Origin of the sequence: Algoriphagus locisalis (assembly GCF_900116615.1) — a bacterium.
Lineage (GTDB): Bacteria > Bacteroidota > Bacteroidia > Cytophagales > Cyclobacteriaceae > Algoriphagus > Algoriphagus locisalis.
On sequence record NZ_FPBF01000007.1, the window covers coordinates 240035 to 261693 of the forward strand.

Annotated in this window: 18 protein-coding genes and 1 tRNA gene; 6 read left to right on the plus strand and 13 right to left on the minus strand. The window is 41.0% G+C overall.

Annotation, left to right across the window (positions count from 1 at the left end; translation table 11 throughout):
• Nucleotides 1–58 precede the first annotated feature (58 nt).
• A complete protein-coding gene (locus tag BM386_RS18890) occupies nt 59–1216 on the minus strand; it encodes an acyl-CoA dehydrogenase family protein (RefSeq protein ID WP_091697090.1) in 1158 nt (385 codons plus the stop codon).
• A 171-nt stretch (nt 1217–1387) separates the two neighbouring features.
• Here BM386_RS18890 and BM386_RS18895 point away from each other — a divergent pair, with 171 nt between their 5' ends.
• Together BM386_RS18895 and BM386_RS18900 are read left to right on the plus strand one after the other, a co-directional pair.
• Nucleotides 1388–2353, plus strand: coding sequence for a phosphotransferase (locus tag BM386_RS18895; RefSeq protein ID WP_091697094.1), 966 nt, complete (start codon nt 1388–1390; stop codon nt 2351–2353).
• Complete coding sequence (locus BM386_RS18900; protein ID WP_091697096.1) at nt 2350–3594, plus strand: ADP-ribosylglycohydrolase family protein; 1245 nt, start codon at nt 2350–2352, stop codon at nt 3592–3594. The genes BM386_RS18895 and BM386_RS18900 overlap by 4 nt, the downstream gene beginning before the upstream one ends.
• Before the next feature lie 699 nt (nt 3595–4293).
• Here BM386_RS18900 and BM386_RS18905 read toward each other — a convergent pair.
• The 5 genes from BM386_RS18905 to BM386_RS18925 form a co-directional block, all read right to left on the minus strand.
• A complete protein-coding gene (locus BM386_RS18905) occupies nt 4294–4878 on the minus strand; it encodes a hypothetical protein (protein WP_091697098.1) in 585 nt (194 codons plus the stop codon).
• 375 nt (nt 4879–5253) lie between these two features.
• Nucleotides 5254–5769, minus strand: a complete 516-nt coding sequence (locus tag BM386_RS18910) for an acyl-CoA thioesterase (protein WP_091697100.1) — start codon at nt 5767–5769, stop codon at nt 5254–5256.
• A gap of 2 nt (nt 5770–5771) precedes the next feature.
• Nucleotides 5772–6407 carry a bifunctional nicotinamidase/pyrazinamidase gene (gene pncA / locus BM386_RS18915; protein ID WP_091697102.1) on the minus strand — a complete coding sequence of 212 codons (636 nt, stop codon included), beginning with the start codon at nt 6405–6407 and terminating at the stop codon, nt 5772–5774.
• Nucleotides 6391–7881 carry a nicotinate phosphoribosyltransferase gene (locus BM386_RS18920; protein ID WP_091697103.1) on the minus strand — a complete coding sequence of 497 codons (1491 nt, stop codon included), beginning with the start codon at nt 7879–7881 and terminating at the stop codon, nt 6391–6393. The genes pncA and BM386_RS18920 overlap by 17 nt, the downstream gene beginning before the upstream one ends.
• Before the next feature lie 56 nt (nt 7882–7937).
• Complete coding sequence (locus tag BM386_RS18925; RefSeq protein ID WP_091697104.1) at nt 7938–8750, minus strand: DMT family transporter; 813 nt, start codon at nt 8748–8750, stop codon at nt 7938–7940.
• Nucleotides 8751–8893: 143 nt separating this feature from the next.
• On the opposite strand from BM386_RS18925, the gene BM386_RS18930 reads away from it, so the two are divergent.
• A complete protein-coding gene (locus BM386_RS18930) occupies nt 8894–9343 on the plus strand; it encodes a peroxiredoxin (RefSeq protein ID WP_091697113.1) in 450 nt (149 codons plus the stop codon).
• 171 nt (nt 9344–9514) lie between these two features.
• Here the strand turns inward: BM386_RS18930 and BM386_RS18935 are convergent, their stop codons facing one another.
• Entirely contained in the window at nt 9515–10165 is a 651-nt protein-coding gene (locus BM386_RS18935) for an ABC transporter ATP-binding protein (protein ID WP_091697114.1), read from the minus strand.
• Between the two features lie 258 nt (nt 10166–10423).
• Here BM386_RS18935 and sucC point away from each other — a divergent pair, with 258 nt between their 5' ends.
• Nucleotides 10424–11638, plus strand: coding sequence for an ADP-forming succinate--CoA ligase subunit beta (sucC, locus tag BM386_RS18940; protein ID WP_091697115.1), 1215 nt, complete (start codon nt 10424–10426; stop codon nt 11636–11638).
• A 40-nt stretch (nt 11639–11678) separates the two neighbouring features.
• Nucleotides 11679–11752: transfer RNA gene (locus BM386_RS18945), tRNA-Arg, on the plus strand.
• Nucleotides 11753–12098: 346 nt separating this feature from the next.
• Here BM386_RS18945 and BM386_RS18950 read toward each other — a convergent pair.
• From BM386_RS18950 to BM386_RS18965, 4 genes are all read right to left on the minus strand, one after another.
• Nucleotides 12099–13151: a hypothetical protein gene (locus BM386_RS18950; RefSeq protein WP_091697117.1), complete on the minus strand. Its 1053-nt coding sequence runs from the start codon at nt 13149–13151 to the stop codon at nt 12099–12101.
• Nucleotides 13152–13579: 428 nt separating this feature from the next.
• Nucleotides 13580–15943, minus strand: a complete 2364-nt coding sequence (locus tag BM386_RS18955; RefSeq protein WP_244545562.1) for a TonB-dependent receptor — start codon at nt 15941–15943, stop codon at nt 13580–13582.
• 37 nt (nt 15944–15980) lie between these two features.
• Nucleotides 15981–17234, minus strand: coding sequence for a sensor histidine kinase (gene porY, locus BM386_RS18960; RefSeq protein ID WP_091697120.1), 1254 nt, complete (start codon nt 17232–17234; stop codon nt 15981–15983).
• Nucleotides 17231–17914 carry a response regulator transcription factor gene (locus tag BM386_RS18965; RefSeq protein WP_091697121.1) on the minus strand — a complete coding sequence of 228 codons (684 nt, stop codon included), beginning with the start codon at nt 17912–17914 and terminating at the stop codon, nt 17231–17233. The genes porY and BM386_RS18965 overlap by 4 nt, the downstream gene beginning before the upstream one ends.
• A gap of 455 nt (nt 17915–18369) precedes the next feature.
• Between BM386_RS18965 and BM386_RS18970 the strand changes: the two genes are divergently transcribed.
• Nucleotides 18370–19716, plus strand: a complete 1347-nt coding sequence (locus BM386_RS18970) for a metal-dependent hydrolase family protein (RefSeq protein ID WP_091697123.1) — start codon at nt 18370–18372, stop codon at nt 19714–19716.
• Nucleotides 19717–19900: 184 nt separating this feature from the next.
• On the opposite strand, the gene BM386_RS18975 is transcribed toward BM386_RS18970, so the two are convergent.
• Entirely contained in the window at nt 19901–20350 is a 450-nt protein-coding gene (locus tag BM386_RS18975; protein ID WP_244545563.1) for a c-type cytochrome, read from the minus strand.
• Between the two features lie 73 nt (nt 20351–20423).
• On the minus strand, nt 20424–21542 hold the full coding sequence (locus BM386_RS18980; RefSeq protein WP_091697126.1) for a Gfo/Idh/MocA family protein: 1119 nt from the start codon (nt 21540–21542) through the stop codon (nt 20424–20426).
• Nucleotides 21543–21659: the final 117 nt, after the last annotated feature.

Consider the following 21659-nt stretch of genomic DNA (forward strand, 5'->3'; position numbering starts at 1 on the left):
GGGTGTGTCTAATGATTGAATTAATTAAAAACTTGGCTCAGGTCAAAAGATTTTTTTTCTATTTCAGAATTTTTCTTGCGATCAGCTCTTTCATGATCTCATTTGTGCCTGCATATATCCGCTGAACTCTAGCATCGGCGTACGCTCTGGCTACACCATAATTCCACATGTATCCATATCCACCGTGAAGCTGCACGCACTCATCAGCTACTTTACATTGCAGTTCGGTCATGTTGTATTTGGCCGCTGAAGCCATCGCTGAATCCAGTTTGCCTTCATTGTGCAGTTGCACCAAATAGTCACAGTAAATCCTTCCTTGCTCAAGCGCTGCACACATTTCTGCCAATTTGAATCGGGTATTCTGAAAATCTGAAATGGCCTGATTAAATGCTTTACGTTGCTTTACATAGGTAATAGTCTCCTGAAGCATGTATTCCCCCAAAGCCACAGCTGCCAAAGCTACCACAAGTCGCTCCTGTGCAAGCTCAGTCATCAGATACTTAAAACCTTCTCCTTCTTTACCCAGCAGATTTTCCTTAGGAACCACTACATCTTCAAAAAACAACTCGCAGGTATCCTGAGCATGCAGACCTACCTTTTCAAAGGGAAGACCTTTGGTATAGCCTTTCATCGTATTGTCCAAAAGAAGGAGGCTGATCCCTTTAGCACCTTTCTTCGGGTCGGTCTTCACTGCTACCACCACTACATCGGATAAGTACCCGTTTGTGATAAAAGTTTTGCTGCCATTCACCAGATAAGAATCCCCTTGATCAATGGCGCTGGTGCTGATGCCTTGCAAGTCACTCCCGGCTCCTGGCTCCGTCATAGCCACGGCGCCTATGAATTCTCCAGTCACCATTTTGGGAATATAGTTGGCTTTGGCTTCCTCTGTTCCAAAGTGCAGAATATAGGGCATCACGATATCATTGTGAAGTGGGTATCCTATTGCAGGTGCAGAGCAGCCACTGAGACCAAGCTCTTCAATAAAAATCGCATTGTATCGGAAATCCTGAATATTCATCCCTCCAAGATGCTCCGGAGCCTGGATTCCCAGAAATCCACTTTCACCGAGTTTTTGCCAGCTTTCCCGTGAGACCATTTTATTCTTCTCCCACTCGGCATTAAAAGGCGTGATTTCCTTAGCAATAAAATCTCTTACGCTGACTCTGAAAAGTTCATGCTCTTCAGTAAAAAGGGTTCGGGGTAATCCAAACATGGTAGTAATATTTTAGGTTTTTATTCAAATCAAAAATAGGGATTTTTAGGCTCCACATTTCCTTTTGTCTCAAAAAGACCCTCTGCAGCTCATTTTGGAACTTTTGTTGAGCGGTGCCCAAGTATCTAAACTTATGTATAGTTTCGATTCTCATAATTCAATTGCTTGCAAATGACCGATCTTACCGAGTATTCCAGTCTTGAAACTTTATCTACCCTCCCACTTTGGCAGGAAAATGAAAAGCTTCTCTCTGCAAAGCCTGCTGGCGAAAGCAATATGAACTTGGTTTTACGGGTAAAGACTAGTTTAAGATCTGTTATCCTGAAGCAATCCAAACCATATGTCAGGAAATTCCCCCAGATACCAGCTCCAATTGACAGAACTGAAATTGAGCTCTGCTATTATCAGTTGGTAGAAGATGATGAGAAATTAAGTCATTACAGCCCAAAAGTGATCCTATACAACCCAGAGCTTCATATCCTGCTGATAGAAGACCTAGGCGATGGAAGAGATCTAACTGATATTTACAAAAAAGGATATCAATGGGAGACGAACGATTTTCTGTCTATCAGTACTTATCTGAATGCCCTGCACAAGCTGGAGGTGAGCAATTTCCCCGATAACCGAGAAATGAAAAAGTTAAACCATGAGCATTTATTTGTCTTTCCATTTATGGAAGAAAATGGGTTTGATCTGGATACTATTCAGCCTGGCTTGCAGGAAATAAGCTTGAACTATAAAACTGATACTCCATTAAAAAATGCTTTGGAACGGCTAGGAAAACGCTACCTATCCACCGGAACGACTTTACTTCATGGAGATTTCTATCCTGCTTCCTGGCTCAAGACTGAAAGCGGCATCAAAATCATCGATACTGAATTTGCTTACATGGGGGACTGCGAATTTGACTTGGGCGTTTTATTTGCCCATTTTGATTTGGCAGCAATCGAGCAAAGTCAGCATCATGAGTTTTTAAAGCATTACCAACATCGCTACGCTGAAGATTTGGTCAATGCCTACCGGGGGATGGAAATCATGCGCAGAATCATTGGCATCGCCCAACTCCCATTGTCTTTATCTTTGGAGGAGAAAAAAGCACTGTTGGAAAAAGCCAGAAATCTTATTTTAGCAAAATGAAAAACATAGCTCATTTGGTTCTTTTCCTACTTTTATTTTCTGCCTGTGACAGAAAAGAGCCAGCTTCACCCATTCAGTTTTCCGATCAGCGAATCCCTGAAATAGGTTTGTCTGAAAAGCAATTGCATGACAGGATCTTGGGAATGCTTGTGGGTTCTGCCATTGGTGATGCTATGGGAGCTCCTACAGAAATGTGGTCTAGAGATGCCATTAAGCTAGAATATGGGTTTGTAGAAAGTTTGGATTCTATGGTTAGGGAAGTCTCTCCGGAAGGAATTTGGATAGCTAACCTTCCAGCTGGTGGGACGACTGATGATACACGCTGGAAAGTGTTAACCTCGGACTATTTGTTGACTCAGAACACCAATGAATTGGATGCAAGGGATTTTGCAAAGCAGATTCTCAATAGCTATGAGTCATACACGAAAGAATTTGAAAACATAAAAAGTACCGATCCAGAGCCATTTGAAGCGGTGACTTTGAAAATGGGATGGCTTCAGGAATGGGCAAAAGTGAGTCATCCATTTATAGAGGATAATTTGGTCGGGTATGCCGATTCCTTAGGCAAATTTTATGGAGGAGAAATGGTCTGTGCGGGATTGCTTTATTCACCAGCTTTAGGGGCTTATTTTCCCGGAAATCCTGAAAAAGCCTATCGTGAAGCTTACAAGCTTTCTCTCTATGATCTGGGCTACGCTAAAGATATCTCGGCACTTTCTGCAGCGATGGCAGCAGCAGGAATGAAAGCTGGAGCAACGAAAGAGAGTTTACTCGCAACTCTGAGAATTGATCCTGAAAATTATTTTCAGAGTCGCCTAGTTGGACGTACATCCCATAATATCCTAAAGAACGCACTATTGATTTCTTCGGAGTCTGCCAAACAAGATAGCCTGGGAAATAAGCTACATCCTGACAGCAAAGCACTTCAGTTCGCGTTTAGCCAGCTCGACCAAAGACTACAAGATATGCCATTTCATGCTGGAGAAATCTGGCTTCAGACGCTCACTGCGATGGTTTATTCAGATTTTGAGTTTATGGGAACGATGACCTTTTTGGTAAATTATGGAAGAGACAATGATACCACTGCTGCCGTGGCTGGCGGGATTTTGGGTGCATTTTATGGGTTCGAGAAATTACCAAAACTGGAAAGAGAAAAAGTCTTAAGTGTAAACAAAGAAATGCTTGGGATAGACTTGGAGAAAACCGCAAATGATTTGACGGCGCATATGTTAGGGAATTAGTCATTGTTTTCACCACATAAGTCCTTGAATGGTCAATGCTCAATTTTTAAATTCAATAATCAATTAGCTTAAAATTCCTATGTTCCCTTAATGTGGTTGTGGTTCAAAGTATTTCACCACAAAGGATCAAAGAAATCAAAGTCAGTATTTGAGAAATGAATAGACATCAAGGCCAGTCACTTCTATGTCTTTCTATGATTCTATGCGGTCAAAATAACTCACCACATAGAATCATAGTTTTCATAGTTCTAAAAAATGGCAAGCATTTATCTACCTAAATGAAACTCTCAAACCTTTGTTCACTTGATGACTTTGTGGTTAATAACCTTTTACCACAAAGGACCAAAGAAATCAAAGTCAGTATTTGAGAAATGAATACACATCAAGGCAAATCATTTCTATGCCTTTCTATGATTCTATGCGGTCAAAATAACTCCTCACATAGAATCATAGTTTTCATAGTTCTGAAAAATGGCAATCATTTACCTACCTAAATGAAACTCTCAAACCTTTGTTCACTTTATGACTTTGTGGTTCAAAGTATTTCACCACAAAGATCAAAGAAATCAAGGTCAGTATTTGAGAAATGAATACACATCAAGGCCAGTCACTTCTATGTTTTTCTAGGATTCTATGCGATCAAGAAAAAGCCCCAAATTTTTCAATTCAGGGCTTGGACGCAGGAAGTTGGTTTAGTATTCAAATGTAAATCTTACGGGTTCTTCCTTTAATGTCCGTTACTTCAAAATACACATCTTCCGCTTGAATACCGTTCAATTTGTAGTTTTTTCGGAACCCTTCTGGCTGATCTACCTTTTCTTTGTAGATCAATTTACCATCACTGGCTCTTCTGATTTCTACATCAACTCCAGCTTCTTCGAGGCCAATTACCAGCAGATTTACCGTGATATCATCTACTTTTTTACCGTAGGCCATCAGCGGATAGACTACTGGAGCTGGATCTTCTTTTTCTACAGTCTCTACTATATAGTTTACTTCTTCTTCATCCGTGGTGATTTTCACTTTATACTCGGCGCAAGGAAGACTATTCATGTCATAGGGCACATGCAGATCTTCATTGGCCTTGACTGATCTTTGATGGAGTTTTTTGCCATTCATATCGTAAATAGCAATTTTAGCTTTGCCCACTCCTTCATTCAGGTGGACAGAGATTTTCTTGTAATTGGTGTGAACTGATGAATTTGCTTTCAAATCCTCTGCTTCAATAGCAAAAGTACTTGTGGCTAAAAGTCCAGCTAGTGCGAAAGTGAATAAGGTTTTCATAATAATGTTGGTTTAGAGTTATGCTACTCCCAGTTGCGAACAGCGTACCAAGCATGCCAGAAAAGCCTTTCAAAGGCACTTTGAGCCCTTTTCTTGTTTACAAAAATTAACATTCACACAGAACATTATTTGGTTTAGAGCAAACCAACTTTCCTAATGTTGTATAAAAAGTGATCGTTTTGTAATAAAATTGTATTGAAGCCGAACAGTTTAGTGCGGTTTTGCAAAAAATGGAGGTTACACTTTATTACATCTGTTAGTAAAAATTAATTTTTCAAAAAATCGTAAGTGACTGAATCTAACTAATTTAAAAAACAAAGACCTGTACGCTAGTGCACAGGTCTTGTTCGCTGAGATACATAATTTTGATCTATGTCAAATCTTTTTTAGCTCTTGGGAAAGGGATTTTACCCGGTCTTTTATTGCAATTCCTGATACATCCAGATTCATAGAAGTTGCCATTAGGAATTCGTTGACTGCCCCCTGATGGTCTGTGGATTTGCCTTCGGCGAGTGTGACATAGCGCATCGTGGTCCATAAAAGTGTCTTCAATTGAGTCTCGCTATCATCAGTCATGTAATATTCCAAAACCACTGTATTGTGATTATGCCAGATAATTCGGCTCTTTACACGCACCCACTCTCCCACCTGTGCGGGTTTCACATACGAAATGTTATGATTGTAAATCACCCAAGCCGCTTGGTACTTTTTGATGAAATCCATCATCTCGACACCATATAGTTTTGGAACCTGATCTTCCCGGGCATTGAAAAAGTAATCGAAATACTTCGCATTATTCAGATGACGAAGTGGATCACAGTCTTGAAATCGGATCAAAACTCTGCTTTCTGTTTCCTTTGGGTAATGTTTCTCTGAGTTATATTCAAACATGGTTAATCTAGTATAGCTGTACTTTCAATGAGTATCACTCCCGCTTTTTTCAATTCTTCCAAAGCATTGTCACCATCTTCAGGATTGAGATTAACTGCTTTGGTAGCATCGGTGATGAGGTAAGTTTTGAAACCCAGACTTATAGCATCAAGAGATGTGTATTTCACACAGTAATCCTGAGCAAGTCCAGTTACAAATACATTCATGATCCCTTCATTCTGGAGAAAATCACTAAGTCCAGTATCTTCCCTACGAGCATTATCAAAAAAGCCTGAATAGGAATCCACTTCAGGATTTTTACCTTTTTGAAAAATCGCCTGCCATTTGATCGGGTTCAAATCTTCATGAAACTCTGCACCGGCTGATCCTTGAACACAGTGAACAGGCCAGAGAATCTGGGACAGCCCAGCTAATTCGACGAATTCACCAGGTTTTTTACCTTCATGATTTGCGGCAAAACTTCCGTGATCGGAAGGATGAAAGTCCTGGGTAGCGACTATAAAATTGAATTTCTCCTGAAGGGAATTAATCACTGGAATCACCTCATCGCCCCGGCTCACAGCCAAAGCTCCTCCGGGAAGAAAGTCATTTTGCACATCAACAATCAGTAATGCACTATTTTTAAGATTCATCGCCATTGTCTGTTTGTTTTGCTTTCAATACTAATTCCATCCGCAGTTGATGCAGATTTTCCTCCAAACCAATTGGATACAAATGTGGGTTTACTAATCGCTTATGCGTCTTGTCCAGAGATTCTAACTGACTTTGCACTTTTTCTCTGATCTGAGCGATGGTTGGAAGTTCATAAACCAACTTTCCCTTATTAAAAATTGGCTTAAGCAATACTTCCTCTTGATAAAACGCCGGCATCATGCGCTTTCTCCTCGTCGGATCATTGGGATCTATGATCAATGCAGCTTGGGGATTTAATTCTTGATCTTCCAAGTAAATCATATCAGCAACTGCCTTCCCTTTCGAGAAAAAGCGCTTCACTGTATGCAACCCAGGAATGTTGATTTTCAAAGACTGCTGGGAAAGTTTGACTTTAGGAACCCAAGTTCCATTTTCATCTCGAATTGCAGAAAGCTTGTAAACTCCTCCAAGTGCTGGCTGGTCAAATGCCGTTACCAGTTTAGTCCCTACTCCCCACACATTAATTGATGCCTCCTGCCCTTTCAAAGAAGTGATAATATTCTCATCCAGATCATTGGACGCTACTATTTTTGCGTCGGGAAATCCAGCTTCGTCCAGCATCTCTCTCGCCACGTTGCTGAAATATGCCAAGTCACCAGAATCTATTCTGATGCCTACCATTTCTTTTCCCTTGCTTCGCAAAGCATTTCCAACTTTGATGGCATTCTTGATTCCATTGACCGTGTCATAAGTATCAACAAGGAAAATGGATTGATCAGGAAAAGCATCTGCATAAGCTTCGAAGGCTTCAAATTCTGTCTCAAAAGACATAATCCAGCTATGTGCATGTGTACCTGAAACTGGAATTCCAAAAAGTTTCCCCGCCATTACATTGCTCGTAGAGGCACATCCCCCGATATATGCAGCTCGGGAAGCTGCCAATCCTCCATCAATTCCCTGTGCCCGGCGAAGACCGAATTCCAAAACAGGCTCACCTTGAGCCGCTAAATTTATTCGGGCAGCTTTGGTTGCGATCAAGCTTTGAAAGTTTATGATATTCAAAAGTGGAGTCTCCAGTAGTTGGCATTGAATCAGAGGACCTTTCACCCGTACCAATGGCGTATTCGGAAAAACCACCGTTCCTTCTTCCACAGCATCTATATCGCAGGTGAATTTCATTTCCCGGAGGTAATCCAAAAATCCTGATTCAAAGAGAATCTGACCATCCTTGCCTTTCATCGAGGCTAGGTAAGTCAGGTCTTCTTCAGAAAACTGGAAGTTTTTACAGTAATCAACAATGTAATCCAAACCTGCAGCTATCGTAAAACCTCCTTGGAAAGGATGTTTGCGAAAGAAAAGATTGAAGACAGCTTCTTGCTCTGCTTTCCCTGACTTCCAGTAAGCATAAGCCATAGTGAGCTGATAAAAATCTGTTAGAAGAGCCAGTGAGCCTTTATATAAGTCTTTCGTGATTTTCATTGATGATAGATTGCTTTATTCAAAAATAACCTGCTTTCAATTCCTGTCCAATTGATTTAGGAAAGTTGCTTCACTCTCATATTTAAAAGAATCCCCAGCAGAACAAGTCCCATTCCTACATAAACCAAGGCATTGAAAGTTTCCTCAAAGAAGAAGAACCCGAATATCAAAGCGTAAACAATTCCAATATATGTAAGGCTTGCCACCTTCGATACGTTGGCATTTTGATAGGCAATGGTCAGGAAATACTGAGCTGTCTGCGTGCAGATACCTATAAAAAGCAGAATTGCCCAATCCCAACCTACAGGATTCACCCAACCAAAAGCTGAGACAATCAAAGCAAATGGCAAGGTGACCAAAGGGAAATAAAATATAATTACCAGCGGGTGTTCCGTGTTCTTCAGTTTTCGGATGACATTATAAGCCAAGCCAGAGAATATGGCTGAAATAATTCCTACGCTCGCCCAAAACATATCCACACGAGCATCAACTCCTTGAATCACCAGAACTCCCGCGAAAGAAATGGCGAAGAATAAGAACTGAATTGGTTTTACTTTTTCTTTAAGCAGGTAAACCCCAAATAGTGTGGTGAAGATTGGTGATAAATATTGTATAGTAACTGCACTTGCCAGAGGGATATTTTGCAGTGTGTAGAAGAAGGAAATTAAGCCAATAGAACCTACTACACCACGGATTATGAGCCACTTCTTGTTGTTTCCAAAGACATTTACTTTCTGTTTTTTCAAGACCAAATAACTGAAAACCAAAGAAAATACAGATCTGAAAACGATGATTTCTATTGCAGGAATATGAGGAATGTACTTGACTGAGACATTCATCAGAGCGAAAAATATTCCAGCCAAAAGCATGGCCTGGACACTGTTAATCTTCAAAATAGTAGCTTTCTGGAGTGATCTGTTTCTAAGGAAATAAGCTGGTCAATAGTTCAAAATAGTTTACAAAATATTCAAATCTGCTCGAACCATTCCAAGATACTTTTGCTTTACTGTTTATGGCATTAAAAACTGGAAGCATTGCACCGGAATTCACCTTAGCGTGTACCGGCATAACTATTCTCAACACGGCTAAGGACTTGAAAGGAAAGGCTTTTGTGCTATATATCTATCCGAAAGATTTCACCAAAGTCTGTACAGCAGAAGCCTGTGAATTCAGAGATCAATTTGAGGCTTTCAGAAATCTGGACATTCCTGTATTCGGCCTAAGTAAGGACGATATAGAAACGCACAACAAATTCAAGAAAGAAAACAGATTGCAATTTGAGTTACTTTCCGATCCTACGGGTAAAGTATGCAAATCCTATGACGCACTGATCCCTTTGATCAAAATGCCAAAACGAATCACCTATTTAATCGATAAGGACCACAAAATTGCTGCAGTGTTTTCGGATATGTTTGAGTCAAAGGGACATATCGAGGCGATGCTGAAGGGGCTAGAGAAGTGAGAATTTCTTGCGGCGGCGCAACGTCTTTAAAGCTCCCGCTAAGGCGCAAAGGCGCAGTTTTTCTTAACTTACCACTGTTCTTTTTCTCACAAATGATTAAAGCGTCCTAAAATCCGCTCAGAACTAACATTGAGGCTACTTCGGTCACCCGTCTTCGGACTTCCAGCAACTTTACAAAATCAGCCCATCCTGCATCACCACTTTACGATCTGCCATGGCGGCTAGTTCCTCGTTGTGCGTGACGATCACGAATGCCTGTCCCAATTCTTTGCGAAGCGTAAAAAACAACTCATGAAGTCCTCTGGCGTTTTGTGTATCCAAATTTCCGCTGGGCTCATCTGCAAAAACCACGGCTGGACTATTGATTAGCGCCCTAGCTACCGCCACTCTTTGCTGCTCGCCACCAGAAAGCGTGGAAGGTTTGTGATCCAGTCTATGAGATATCCCAAGTAATTCTGCCAGTTCTCCTGACTTTTTAGCCAGCGACTCTGGGGATGTTTTTCCAATCAAGCCTGGAATCATGATGTTTTCCTGAGCAGTAAATTCCGGAAGTAGGTTATGAAATTGGAAGATAAATCCGATTCGTTCATTTCTGAATTTCGCCAAATCATCTCCTTTTAGATTAAGCAACTTTTTACCATCCATCTCCAAGGATCCCTGATCCGGCTGATCCAAAGTACCGAGAATATGAAGTAGAGTGCTTTTTCCGGCACCTGAGGAACCGACTATGGAAACAATTTCAGAAGTTAAAATTTCTAGATCTACTCCTTTTAATACTTGAAGGCTTCCATAGGATTTATGGATACCGTTGGCTTTCAGCATGCTAACATTTTTTATCAGTCCAAAAATAGAACAAATGCCTATCTCGACAGGAAATTAACGGCTTTTTTTACCGAAAAAGGAAAAACTCAGGTTTGATTTATCGAGTCTTAGGGCTTAACTTCGGGCAAAAATTTCCAAAGGATGAAATCGAGCAGGACTGAATGGTCAAAGGTGGAACACACCCAACAATGCGAGATTCCATCCCGTTTACTTGGTCACGGGACAGGTAGTGACATTTGAGAAAAAAATCATACACACATGAATATTCACGAATATCAGGCTAAAGAAGTATTAAAAGGTTACGGAGTCCGTATTCAGGAAGGTATAGTCGCCGACACACCTGAAGCAGCTCATGAAGCAGCCGTTAAGTTGAACGAGCAAACCGGTACTAGCTGGTATGTGATCAAAGCTCAGATTCACGCAGGTGGACGAGGAAAAGGTAAAGTCAACGAAACAGGTTCAAACGGTGTTGTTCTAGCCAAGAAATTGGAAGACGTCGCTGAAAAAGCTAAAAATATCCTGGGTGGCACATTGGTTACCCACCAGACTGGCCCAGAAGGAAAAGTTGTAAATAAAGTTTTGATCGCTGAGGATGTATATTATCCAGGAGCTTCTGAGCCAAAAGAATATTATTTGTCTATCCTTTTGGATAGAGCTACAGGTAGCAATGTAATCATGGCCTCTACCGAAGGTGGAATGGACATTGAGGAAGTTGCAGAACACACTCCTGAGAAAATCATGAAAGAGTGGATCGACCCTAAGGTTGGTTTGCAGCCTTTCCAAGCTAGAAAAGTAGCTTTCGGACTAGGACTTTCTGGTACAGCATTCAAAGAAATGGTGAAATTCATAACTGCTCTTTACAATGCTTACGAAGGAACTGATTCTTCTCAGTTTGAAATCAACCCAGTATTGAAAACGTCTGATGATAAGATCTTGGCAGTAGATGCTAAAGTAAATATCGATGACAACGCGCTATACAGACAAAAAGGATTGGCAGCATTGAGAGATGTGGCTGAAGAAGATCCTTTGGAAGTAGAAGCTGGAGAATCAGGATTGAACTATGTGAAACTTGACGGAAACGTTGGTTGCATGGTGAACGGAGCTGGTCTTGCGATGGCAACTATGGACATGATTAAATTGGTAGGTGGCGAACCTGCTAACTTCCTAGATGTGGGAGGAGGAGCCAACGCAACTACTGTGGAAGCTGGTTTCAGAATCATCCTACAGGATCCAAACGTAAAAGCTATCCTGATCAACGTATTCGGTGGTATCGTAAGATGTGACAGAATCGCTAGCGGTGTGGTAGAAGCTTACAAATCTATCGGAGACATCAGAGTTCCTATTATCGTAAGACTTCAAGGAACTAATGCTGCTGAAGGTGCAAAAATCATTGATGATTCAGGATTGAAAGTATTCTCAGCAATCACGCTTAAAGAAGCTGCTGACAAAGTACAGTCTGTACTGGAAGGCTAAAAAATAACACGGTACTGAAGTTTACCCTTCAGTACTTTCTGCACTCGTAGTTCAACTGGATAGAATATCAGATTTCGGCTCTGAGGGTTGAGGGTTCGAATCCTTCCGAGTGCACAAAAGCTCTAGGTTTAGCCTAGGGAATAGTTTCTAAACTTTTGGAAAGTAAAAATCAATCATGATTCATGTTAAAATTAGATTGATCGAATTTTCCAAAAGCTCACTAAAACCTGTAAAGAAATTCTTTGCAGGTTTTTTTATTAGGATAAACCAACAGGATTTTCACAATTGCCCGGAAGTTAGCTTCTTTTGATCTGAAGGAAAATAGTTTTGTTTTTGGTTTAATGAATGGGGCTTTTAGAATTCGAAGGCCTTGCAGACCTTACGTTTTCCAATCAGAAAAAAGAAAGGCCTCGCATCGCAAGGCCTTTTAAATACTAGACTAACGCTTCTAAAATCTCTATTACAGCTTTGTCATCTCCACAAAGTTGGATATTCCGGTATCAATAAGATCTTTCATTGCTCCAGATGCTGCATTGACATAGGCATCATGATCGCATTCTGCATGGTGAGAAGTAACCGTTTTTTGGTCCCCGGAAGTCATCACTAATTGCGAATACCCTGTTTTTGAAAACATATCTGATTGGGCTTGGGTAGTTTCTGTAATTTTTTTGTCTTTGAAGACACCTTCAAAAGAAACGGCTTTTTTTGGTTCTACCTTGGCGTGAAAAAGAGGGTTATTTCCGATATCCAGTCCAGATACAAATCGAACCTGCGAAAGTAAATTCGGACCACTGCCAACAAGTGACTTTTTGTTCTCACTTGGATCAACCATCGGGTCTATCCTATAATCGATTTTAGCTTTCACGGAAGTGGAGTTAGTCCAAGTGGAAGCATCCGCATCCAACATGACAAAAGGGAATACGAAATTTACTTCGGCAATGAAAACATCTCCAAGTGATTTGGACAATTTAGGTGTTGGATCTAAAAAGCTTCCACCCGATTTTTGTTTTCCGCTGTTGGTTACTGTTTTTACCAAATAATCAAATCCAGTTGGAGTAACCATAACATAGCCTGGGGCTTGCGCATCCGAAGAAGCCCCGCCTTTGACCTTAGTCCACCCTTCAAAATATTCATTCTTGCTCGCTTCATCAGCAGACATGATTTCATAACCTTGGCTTTCCAGTTGGTCCAAGAATGAAGCGTAAGCTTCATCAATCATTTTTTGGAAATCATCTACGTCCACCCCAGAAATCTGAACACCCATGCTGGTAGATGTTCCAGACGTAAAGGTGGTACGGTCGGCACGCTCCTTTTTGGAGCCTGAAGTTTGCGCAGAGGCCTCTTCAAACACCTCAAAAAGTGCGTTGAAACTACGAATAAAGACTTTTTTCGGAGCTTTGGAACCTTGCTTCTTTTTTTCAAAACTGGTCACTTTAATGTCTTTTTCTGACAAGACAGAGTTTGACCCTAACTCTACAAATAAGAGGAGAAATACGAGTAGTAAACTTTTCATGATTTTAAAGATTAAGTACACAAATTTTTGAGAAACAAGACTTAGTTCAAATAAGGCAAATGCCTTATTTGAACCAGTGCATCTAAAAATTTGAATGGAAATACTCCCTCAGCATAATCATTTAGCTCTTGGCACTGGTAGGTTTTCCCTCCTATTTCTCCATAACACGGCAGGGACTGGCGCTACCTTGGATTTGGGTACAAAAAATTTCCGAATTTAATCATCGCAAAAAATCAGTTATTTGTAGTCAAATAACCCGTTGGAGCAATTAGGGTAATCTTAAAAGGGAATCAACTTTTATAAAAATGCAGCTGTGATAGGTCCGTGATAATTAGACCTTTCCTTTCCAGCCCAAATTACTTTTCTTCTGAAACCGAATACGTGAAAAACTTCATTCAGATAGATAATATAAAAGCTGCGGTTTCAGGTTAAAAATTATATCGAGCGGTGACCAATAGAATCCGTGTTTCCCGTTTTGCCCTAAAATCCTGAGAAAAGGTACTTGTAAGTGTTTCACCTGCAAATCTCTCGGTATTGAAAACATCTCTAACGCTGAGCAGAATGCTTGCTTTTTCATTAAGGAATGACTTCTGAATACTACTGTCCACTGAATATCTGGCTAGATCTCTTCCCTGCGCTTCCACCTCTGGAGAATCGTAATTCCCTACCAACTGGAAGTTAATTCCAAAGGGAAATTTAAAGTCCTGGGTGAGCTTGGCATTCCAGGAAAATCCAGAATTTGTAAAATCCTCACCTATATTAGAACCATCTACAGCAATCCTAAATAGGGTAAGTCCACCATTCAAAGAATACCAATCACTCAACTCCGAAACCCCGATAAATTCCAGACCGTAGGACTGGGAGGAAAGCAGGTTGGCTGGCTGTGAATAGGAAATCCCATCCTCTACAATAGTGATAAAATCCAGCTGCCCATTGACTTTTCGATAAAACAGGTTGGTGGTGAAACTTGATTTGTCAAAGTTTGCCAAATGCCCAACCTCAAAGGAATTGATCATCTCAGGTTCCAGATCCGGATTTCCCCTGCGGATGTTCAAGGAATCTGTAATGTCCGGAAATGGGTTCAGTCTCCATGCTGTAGGTCGGTCTATTCTTCTGGAATAGGTAAACTTGAGCGAATGGTTTTCAGTTAGATTATACATTCCCTGTACACTTGGAAAGAGATTGAAGTAGCGCTGCTGATTCTCCTCGTCGGTATTTTTGAGGTAAGTATCGACTTTGGTATATTCTCCACGTAGTCCCAGTGCATATTCGAATTTCTCTCTGGCTGAGGAGAATATGGCGTATCCTGCATGAATCTGATCTTGATACAGAAACTGGTTGCTGATGGCAGGATCTTCTATAAAAGAGCCCGAAGTCTCCTCATATCTAAGGTAGCGGTAGTCGTTGTCAAATTTTCGGATATTGGATTTTAGGCCTGCTTCAAACTGACCTGTTTCCCAAGGCTGGATGTAATCTGCCTGCAGTACTGTAATATTCCTTACTTCATCCGTAAAGGCCTGTTCCTGTCCTGTAAGATTTGTAGGGTTCGGGTCCAGCGTATTGCCAAAAATCTCAATGTTCTGGGTTTTGAACTGATTTCTGTACGAATGACTAGCTGTGACGCGGAGCAGATGTCCGTCCTCATCAAAATTATGCTCAAAGATCAGGGCATTGTCAAGTCCCTCATCTATTTCGTCCTCGTTGTTCCGCCGCACATAATCATAAGAGTCTTCAAAGCCGTCAGGATCAAGACTGCTCAGTTGAGAGTAGAGGGTATTAGTCTGGAACTGATGACCATATTGATATACGCCTTCATAACTCAGTACATTATCCCCAAAGTAATAATCAGCGCCCAGGTTGAGGTTATGGTTTTTCTCCCGTTCCGAACCGTTGGTATTTTGCTCCAGTCTCTCCTGGTCTTCAAAAATCTCCCTTACCGAGCTCCTCTTGCTTACACCTTTCCAATTTCTGAAATTATATCCTCCAAATACATTGAATGCCCCTGTCCGATGGTTGATTCTAGCACCAGCATTCGATCTTCCTCTGGTTCCATAAGTTGCTTCCACACCTCCGTGCGTACCCAGATCCTGCCCTTTTTTCAAGATAATATCGATCACACCACCTTCTGCAGCTGCATCGTATCGGGCATTTGGATTGTTGATGACCTTGATTTCCTCTACAGCACTGGCAGGTAATTGATCCAGGTTTTGGGTCAGGGAGGAATTTCTTCCATTGATAAGAATATTCGTACCGCTACTTCCTCTAAGAGAAATAGAACCGTCTTCAGACACTGAAATCGATGGCGTATTTCGCAGCACATCCAGCAAAGTACCTCCGGCATTTGCCAGGTTATTTTCGGGAGTAATAGTAATCCCCTCCAAACTTGCCCTCACCGGCATTTTGCTTGTTTGCACCACCACTTCCTCCAGATTCTCTGCATCACTCTCCATCTCAAGTTCTCCCAAAGAAAGGTTGCCGTTCACATTAATATTCTCCAGAACTAGATCTTCATACCCAATAAAAAATGCCTTTAGGATATAATTTCCTTTTTTGGCATCAAGTGAAAACCTACCCTGCTCATCAGTATCCGAAAACACAACAGGAGATACTGATGTCATGGATTCGAACAAGGCTACCTGTACAAAGCCCAAGGATTCCTTGCTTTCTCCATCCTTCAACGTTCCTGTGATCTGAAAGTCCTGAGTTAATCCTAGAAAGGGGATACAAAACAGTAATAAAAAGAGTGTAACTTTTGGCTGTGAGTTCATCGGATACTTAGTTGGTTTTAGCATAAGTCTAACAAAACAATCTGTATTAAGTTTGAAGCTATTATCTAAACTGTATCTGAATGCTGTGGAATGGTTTTTCAAAGGTGTAAAGCAAACCAAAACCATAATTTTTACATATCTGGTTTACAATAGCAAGGCCAAGGCCTACCGAATCCTTATTGTCCCCATCTTTTTTGAAACGTCCAAGCATTTCCTTGGGATCAAAAGAAGGAGTCCTGCCGGTATTTCTAATCTGAAGCATACTTCTATCCATGAGAATATCTAGTTTCCCGCCTTCCAGATTATGCTTGATGGAATTGCTAAGGAGATTGTTGATCAGAATTTCAGCCACAAAGGGGTGAATTGGTAAGATCACCCCAGGCTGTATATGTTTTTTGAGTTGAATATCATGCATTTGGATTACTTCTTCCATTCGGCTGAGAACACTCGCCATTACCTCACTGAAATCCACGGGATCGGGTGATTCGAATTCATCATTTTCCAGTTTTGCCAGTATGGACAGAGACTTGACAATTCTTCGAATGTGTTCGTTGCTATCGAAAGCGGCTTGGATCAAAGCAGCCTGCTGTCCGTTGATGGACTCATTCATCAGCAGTTCCAGTTTGCCCCTGACTACAGCGGAAGGAGTCTGAATTTCATGCGAAAGATTTTCAGAAAACTCCTTGATCTTACGGTAGTCAGTAAGCAATTTGGTGGACATTTTTGCCAGAAAGCTATTGAGCAAATCGAATTCAGTTACACCGCTTTTCTTGAAAGTCAATGGTGTGTTTTTTTGGAGGGTAAAGCTCTGTAATTGATCTAGACTTTGGTGGAATGGACGGAATATCTTTCTGGAAATAGCCCAAAGAAAACAGCCTATAAACAGCAACTGGGCTAGAAAGACAGTCAGCATGGTGATCACGATAGTCTCAGTGATATCATCTGCCTCCACTACCAGATTATAGTACGAAATACGATAGTGCTTTCCGTTGATTTTAAACGAGCGGCTGGCTTTCAACTGAGTCTCATTTCTATTCATAGGATCATGATAGGCCAGCGTATCCCTAAGCCATAGCTCCTCCACAGGGCGATCCATGGATATTTCCTGAATCTGAAGTTTGTCATATATCAGTTTGTTTACCGGAGCACCCTGGGCTATCCTATCAGCATAAGACTCAATCTGCCTATCCAGCTCCATTCCCAATTCAAAATCGATCTCCGAACCAAGCTTTTCATAAATTACGATGGTACCGATCAGCAGAGCTGCCAAAGTGATTCCCAGAAACCACAGGCTTATGATATTGATGAGTTTCATAGGGCAGCTGTATCGAATTTGTATCCAAGGCCATAGACGGTCCGTATGTAGTCCCTTCCTCCAGCAGCCGAGATTTTTTTCCGAAGGTTTTTGACGTGCTGATAGACAAAATCAAAATTGGAAAGGTCGTCGGTGTAATCACCCCAGAGATGATGCGCGATTGCATTTTTCCCTAACACCCTGTCTTTATTGGTCAGAAAAAACAGGAGTAGATCATATTCTTTTTTGGTAAGGTCAAGTAATTGGTTTTTTACCAGTACCTGAAATTGTGAGTTGATAACAGTGATTTCATTGAAAACAACTTCATCAAATCCCTGCATTTTAGTTCTTCTATAAATGGCTTTCAGTCTTGCTAGAAGCTCTGCGAGATGAAAGGGCTTTGCCAAATAATCATCTGCTCCCAGATCCAGTCCGGATAATTTATCGTCCAGGGAACCTTTAGCGGAGATTATCAATACACTGCTGTCGATTTTTTTTTGTTTGACCAATTCCAACAGTCTCAGACCATTGCCATCAGGCAACATCAGATCCAGGATAATACAATCATAACTAAAGCTGAGAATCTTGTCCTGAGCTTCAAAAAGGCTGGTCGCACATTCACAGACAATCCCCTGATCCAACAGGTAATTACTGATGTTCGAGGTAAGCTCTGGATTATCTTCTACCAATAAAATCTTCATTGCTCAAGGTTTCTGCTTCAGGCACAACACATTAATAATATGCTACAATCAGGGATAAACTAGTACAAACTCTTGAAGCAAATCTGAAGTTAACTATAATCCAAATAGTCAGGCCTATTATTTACCATCCTTGCTGTTGACTTCAATTATAAAAGTATTAGCCGCTAATACATAGCGAAATTGTCTTTAATCTATAACTTGGCTAGATCAAAGGCTTTATTTTCCGATGACTTTTTTTAACTTATACGATGTGTGTATAAATCCCGTATTTACCACTAGTGATGCTTAGATTCTTTTTTCTGCCTTTTATAAAAAGCATAGAGAAATCGTATTTATCAATCATAAAACCAAAAACAGTTTGTAAAAACTCTTAATTAAGTCAGATACAATGACTGTCTAAACTTTTTGCATATTCGAGGATACCCATATATTTATTAAATCAAACACACTACAACATGACTAATTTTTCGCTACAGCTTAGAATCCTTTTAACGATAGTTTTGATTTCTACCGCCTTTTGCTTGCAAGCTCAAGAAAAAAACACCCTGATAGTTGATGTTGAGATATTTGACGGAGTAAATGAAAAGACTTTTAAAGGAAATGTGTGGATAAAAGGCAATAAAATAGAACAAGTTTCTGAGCAGCCAATCCAGCTTCCAGATGAATTGGAGGTTAATAAAATTGACGGTAAAGGTATGTTTTTGATGCCGGGCCTGATAGATGCACATTACCATGCTATGTTCGCCACACTGCCACAGGTAGCCTTATTGACATCAGATATTGGATTTGTAAATTTGGCAGCTGGCCAAAATGCAGAAGCCTTGCTACTTCGAGGCTTCACCAGTATCAGGGATTTGGGTGGACCGGTATTTGGCCTTAAAAAAGCAATTGACACAGGTATTATTTCCGGGCCTAGAATATTCCCTTCGGGCGCATTTCTTTCTCAAACAGGTGGACACGGAGATTTCAGACTGCCTTACGAGGTTCCTTCGGATGATTCCAAAGGGCTAAGCTATTCGCAGCGAATCAATGCAGCCGCTATTGCGGATGGAACTGATGAAGTTTTGAAAAGATCCAGAGAGCAATTGATGCTGGGAGCTTCCCAACTCAAACTCATGGCTGGAGGTGGCGTATCCTCAGTCTATGATCCCTTGGATGTAAGCCAATATACTGAAGCAGAATTCAAAGCAGCAGTGGAAGCTGCCGAAAATTGGGGAACCTACGTCACAGTTCATGCTTATACCCCCCGAGCAATCCAGACAGCAATCCATGCGGGAGTCAAATGCATAGATCATGGACAACTTATAGACGAGAAAACTGTCCAGCTTATGTCGGAAAAGGACATCTGGTGGAGCCTTCAACCATTTATGGAAGAAGAGGGAACGGTTAATACGACACTTAGCGCAGAGAGCAGAGCTAAGCAATTAGAAATGTACTCTGGAACCGATAATGCTTTTGCGCTAGCAAAGAAATATAAAATCAAGACTGCTTGGGGTTCTGATATCTTGTTCGATGCCAAAAAAGCTAGTCGCCACGGGCATGAACTTGTAAAAATGAAGCGCTGGTACTCTAATTTTGAAATCCTCAAAATGGCCACTTCCTCCAACGCTGAGCTACTGGCACTGGCAGGAAAAAGAAGTCCCTACACCGGAAAACTTGGAGTAATAGAGACTGGAGCTTTGGCTGATTTACTTATAGTCAACGGTAATCTTATTGATAACCTGGAATTGATTTCCAATCCTACAGAGAACATCGTCCTGGTGATAAAAGACGGTCAAATCCATAAAAACAGCCTCCCCTGAGGCAAAAGCATTTTTTGCAAAAATTTTGATAAAAAAGCTTCTCTTCGAAAACTTCATATACTCCCTAGTAGAAATCATATACCCGGATTAATTCCATTAAAAAAGGCATCAGAACTTTCTGATGCCTTTTTTTTCTTATAACCCAATCTCATCTAACTAAATGAGCCCGTACTAATTGAAACTGTTACTCGTAAAGGCTCAAAATATATTTCACCATATCTTTAGCATCTTCCTCACTCAGATTTGGATGTGGTGTCATAGGTGTCTCTCCCCATACGCCAACTCCACCGTTTATTACTTTGGTAGCAAGTTTGGTGATGTTCTCCTCAGAAGGCTTGTACTCAGCGGCGATTTCCTTGAAAGATGGACCTATTACCTTTCGCTCCACCAAGTGACAGGAAAGACAATCGGAATTGGCTATTTTTTGCTCACCAGAAAGTGCTACACTGGCTTGCTCACCTATGGCTTCTTCTACCTGCTCCTCTTCTACTATCGGCTCCTCTATAATAGCAGGAGCTGGTTCAGCAGGTTTCACCTCAACTGGTGTTTCCGTGGTTCCTTTGTCAGAAGTGGATTCTCCACCTCCGCAGGCAAATGAAAGTACTGCTAATAGTAGGAAAGCAGTTTTTGACATGGTTTTAGTTTTCATTCTTTTAATCTATTTATACTCAATGGCCAAGATTGAATAAATTATATTTTCAGGCCTATTAATGACTGTTTAGCGTAAACTCCGGAAGATGTCTGATTGTTCCTCCGTCCATCGCCGATTCATGTGCTAAGATACCCACGCAGGTAATATTGGCTGACTCTTTAGCATTTGGATAAGGAGCTCTTCCCTCTGATAATGCATTCAGGAATTCATTCACCAAATGTGGGTGAGATCCACCATGCCCAGAACCTTGAATGAAGGATAAGTGCTGATTGTCATCCCCATCATATACCCCAGCAGTAGTGAATCCAGCAATTTCCTCAGGAAGCAAATGACCATAATCAGGGATTTTCACTTTCTCTGGACTTTCGCCTGTATGAATTACCGAATCTTCATGCTCGATCAATGTCCATTCAAAGGATTTCTTGGAACCATATACGTCAAAGCTTTCACGGTATTGTCTAGCAGTATTGAAAAGTGATCTAGTCACCTCTGCTGCCAAATCTGAATCTTTGAATTTGATATGACACGTTTCGATAGCAAAAGGAGACCCATACTTAGGAATCAAATTCTCATCGATTCGACCAGATCCTAGACAGGAAACGTATTCTGCCTGGGCCTTTGGCAATGCCAAAACTGGCCCAACACAGTGTGTAGCATAATGCATTGGTGGAAGACCTTCCCAGTATCCTGGCCAGCCTGCCATTTCCTGTTGATGAGAAGCTCTCAGGAATTGAATTTTACCCAATTCACCTTTCTCATACATTTCCTTGACGAAAAGGAATTCCCGGCTGTAAATCACCGTCTCCATCATCATATAGGTCAAACCTGTTCGCTGAACTTCTTCCACGATCTTTTTGCAATCTTCCACAGAAGTTGCCATGGGAACAGTACAAGCTACATGCTTGCCAGCTCTAAGTGCTTTGAGGGATTGCTCCGCGTGATTCTGTATAGGTGTATTGATATGAACCGCATCGATATCCGGATCTTTTAGCAGTTCATCATAGTCAGTATATACTTTTTCTATCCCAAATGCTTTCCCGATCTCTTCTGCCTTTTCTTGATTTCTCTGGCAGATAGCGTACATATTAGACAGCTTGTGCTTTTGGTAAATTGGAATAAATTCTGCACCAAAGCCAAGTCCAATGATGGCGATATTAAAGGGTTTATTACTCATTTTAAGTGTAAGTATGTTGTTGTAAAATAAATAGGTAAAATAGGTTTGAGAATTTTATGTTTTTTAAGCTCAGGTAGAGCGGAACAGAAGGAAGTGATTATTAATTACTTCCTTCTG